At 66.8% G+C, this 3,744-nt stretch carries 2 protein-coding genes; one reads left to right on the top strand and one right to left on the bottom strand.

Annotated features, from left to right (window positions below; translation table 11 throughout):
- Nucleotides 1–76 precede the first annotated feature (76 nt).
- Nucleotides 77–3,001, bottom strand: coding sequence for an isoleucine--tRNA ligase (gene ileS / locus ACH107_RS30920; RefSeq protein WP_412509511.1), 2,925 nt, complete (start codon nt 2,999–3,001; stop codon nt 77–79).
- Nucleotides 3,002–3,222: 221 nt separating this feature from the next.
- Here ileS and ACH107_RS30915 point away from each other — a divergent pair, with 221 nt between their 5' ends.
- Nucleotides 3,223–3,633, top strand: a complete 411-nt coding sequence (locus ACH107_RS30915) for a group III truncated hemoglobin (RefSeq protein ID WP_412509510.1) — start codon at nt 3,223–3,225, stop codon at nt 3,631–3,633.
- Nucleotides 3,634–3,744 lie beyond the last annotated feature (111 nt).

The raw sequence follows: 3,744 nt of genomic DNA, 5'->3' as shown, positions 1-3,744 counted from the left end.
GGTCACGCCGCACACCCAGGGCCCACGGCACCCGGGCGCGGCAAACGGGCGGTGCCCCCGCCCGCGCCGGGCGACGTCAGCCAAGCGCCGTGCTGCAGCGCGCACAGGTCCCGGGGTGCTTGTGCTGGCCCACATCCGGCAGGATTTTCCAGCAACGCTGGCATTTTTCGCCCTCGGCCTTCTCGAACACGACGGTCACGCCCGCCACCTCTGGCAGGCGGTAGGCCTCGTCCGGGCTGGGATCGCCCGTCAGGCAGATGTCCGAGGTAATGCAGATATCCTCGAAGTTCACCGATTTCAGCACCTTGAGCATTTCCGCATCCAGCACGTGAACAACCGGCGCGGCCTCTAGCGACGCGCCGATCACCTTGTCCGTCCGCTGAACCTCCAGCGCCGCCGTCACCACGCGCCGCGCCTGCCGGACTTGCGCCCATTTCGCCGCCAGTTGTTCGTCCAGCCAGTCCGCCGGCGTTTCGGGCATGTCCACCAGGTGCACGCTGCTGTCCTCGCCGGGGAAACGTTCCAGCCAGACTTCCTCCATGGTGAAAACCAGCACCGGCGCTAGCCACGTGGTCAGCCGATGGAACAGCAGGTCCAGCACCGTCCGCGCCGCCCGCCGCCGCGCGGTGTCCCCGTCGCAGTAAAGCGCGTCCTTGCGGATGTCGAAATAGAACGCGCTCAGCTCAACCGTGCAGAAATTGAAAAGCTGCTGGAACACGCCCTGGAAGTCATAGGCGGCATAGCCCGTGCGCACCCGGTGATCCAGCTCCGCCAGCCTGTGCAGCACCCAGCGTTCCAGTTCCGGCATGTCCGAAGGGTCGACACGGTCGGCTTCCGAAAAATGGCTCAGGGCCCCAAGCATGAACCGCAGCGTATTGCGCAACCGGCGATAGCTGTCGGCCGTCCCCTTGAGGATTTCCGGCCCGATCCGCAGGTCGCCCGTGTAATCCGACTGCGCCACCCACAGTCGCAGGATGTCCGCGCCGTACTGCCCCGTCACGTCGTCCGGCGCCACGGTATTGCCGAGCGACTTGGACATCTTGTTGCCCTTCTCGTCCAGCGTGAACCCGTGGGTCAGCACACCGCGATAGGGCGCGCGCCCGATCGTGCCGCAGGCCTGCAGCATCGACGAATGGAACCAGCCGCGGTGCTGGTCGGTCCCTTCAAGGTAAAGATCCGCCAGCCCGTCCTCGCTGCCATCCTCGCGGTCGCGTAACACGAAGGCGTGTGTCGATCCGGAATCGAACCAGACGTCGAGGATGTCGTCGACCTTTTCCCACGCCGCCGGGTCGTGATCATCGCCCAGGAAACGCTCCTTCGCGCCGGGCTTGTACCACGCATCGGCGCCCTCGGCCTCGAACGCCTCGAGGATGCGCGCATTGACTGCCGGGTCGCGCAGCAGGAAATCCGGGTCGGTGGGCTTGGCGCCCTTCTTCACGAAACAGGTCAGCGGCACGCCCCACGCCCGCTGGCGCGACAGTACCCAGTCGGGCCGTGCCTCGATCATCGAATGCAGCCGGTTGCGGCCCGTCTTCGGCGTCCATGTCACCAGCTCGTCGATCGAGCGCAGCGCCCGGGCACGGATCGTCTTGCCATACCGGTCCTGCCCGTCGCCGACCTCGCGGTCGATGGCGGCGAACCATTGCGGCGTGTTGCGGTAGATCACCGGCGCCTTGGACCGCCAGCTATGAGGATAGCTGTGCTTGAGTTTGCCACGCGCCAGCAGGCCGCCCACCTCGGCCAGCTTGTCGATCACGGCCTTGTTGGCGTCGCCTTCCTTGCCATTGGGCCTGAGGATCGCGCGCCCCCCGAACAGCGGCAGATCCGCGCGGAACCGGCCATCCTCCATCACGTTGTAGGTGATCACCTCGTCCAGCATCCCGGCGTCCTGGTACAGCACGTACTCGTCCATGCCGTGGCTGGGCGCACAATGCACGAACCCGGTGCCGTCCTCGTCGGTCACGAACGGTGCGGCGCGGAAATCGCGCGGGTCGTCCCATTCGCCCTGCGCCCCCTCGACGCCCTTCAGGGGATGCACGAGGCTGAGGCCGGAAAGCTCGTCGGCGGTGACGTCCCGCAGGCGGGTATACATCTCCGGCTCCAGCCGGGCGCGGCGCATCACGTCATCGGCCAGCTTGTCCGCCAGGACATAGCGGTCGCCCACATTCGCCCAGCATTCCCCGGGGGTGCCCGTCACCTCGTACAGGCCATAGGCGATGTCCTCGCCATAGACCACGGCCTTGTTCGACGGGATCGTCCAGGGCGTCGTCGTCCAGATGACGACATGCGCGCCCGTCAGGTCCCCGCCCGAAACGACCTCGAACTTCACCCAGATCGTGAAGCTCTCCTTGTCGTGGTATTCCACCTCCGCCTCGGCCAGCGCCGTCTTCTCGATGGGCGACCACATGACCGGCTTGGAGCCTTGGTACAGCGTGCCGTTCATCAGGAACTTCTGGAATTCTTCCGCGATGATCCGCTCGGCGCGGTAATCCATCGTCAGGTAGGGCCGTTCCCATTTGCCCGTCACGCCAAGCCGCTTGAACTCGTCACGCTGAACGTCGATCCAGCCCTCGGCGAATTTCCGGCACTCCTGCCGGAAATCGACCATGTCCACCTCGTCCTTGTTCTTGCCCTTGGCGCGGTACTCCTGCTCGATCTTCCACTCGATGGGCAGGCCGTGACAATCCCAGCCGGGGATATAGCGCGCGTCGCGGCCCATCATCTGCTGGGATCGCACCACCATGTCCTTGAGGATCTTGTTGAGCGCGTGACCGATATGCAGGTGCCCGTTGGCATAAGGCGGGCCGTCATGCAGGGTGAAGGGCTGTCGGCCGCCCTCGGTACTGGCCTTCTCGCGCAAGCGGTCATAGATGTGCAGGCGGTTCCAGCGGTCCAGCCACTGCGGCTCGCGCTTGGGCAGGCCCGCCCGCATCGGGAAATCCGTCTTGGGCAGGTTCAGCGTGTCTTTGTAATCGGGCGTTTCGGTCAGGTCGGCGCACATCGCGGGCGTCCTCTGTCGCTTGGGTCTCGGCGTGTCGGGGATGGGGGCGGTGCGACGGCTCATGCACCTTGTCCCGGCGGCTCCGTCTGGTCAGAGCGCCGGGCATGTAATTCGAATGACCATCGAGGGTTTGTCCGTCATGCGCCGCCTTATAGGCCCCCGCCCCCGCCCCGTCCAGAGGGGGATTGCACCGCCCGGCCAACCGCGCCACATAACAGGGCATGAGCACCGCCCTGCCGCCACGCTTCGACATCACCCGGCCCGAGATCGAAAGGGTCGTGGCCGAATTCTACGCCCGCGTGCGGGCGCATCCCGGCCTCGGGCCGGTCTTTGCCGTCCATGTCACCGACTGGCCCGCGCATGAATGCCGTGTGGCCGATTTCTGGGCCAACACGATCCTGCACGAACGCGGCTACGACGGCAGCCCGATGACGGCCCATGTGCGGGCAGGCAACGTCAAGCCCGGCATGTTCTCCACATGGCTCGCGCTCTTCGACACCGTCCTGCGCGCCGAGCTCCGCCCCGACCAGGCGGCGGCGTGGTCGGCCCTTGCCCACCGCATCGGCCGGTCGCTGCGCGCCGGCGTGACCGAGCGTGACACCCTGCCCGGCGGCGTCCCGAAACTGCGCTGAGGCGTGCCGCCCACGTGCGCGCGCCCCGACTTCTTCTCGGCGAAAATACCCTGTCGGGCACCCGCCACCCGGCGCCGACCCGCCCGCGGGTTCATCCGCCCCGGCCGGGCG

This window comes from Roseovarius halophilus (ex Wu et al. 2025) (assembly GCF_047086965.1).
Note: the sequence above shows the minus strand (reverse complement) of the source record. Positions and strands in the feature narration are given on the sequence as shown.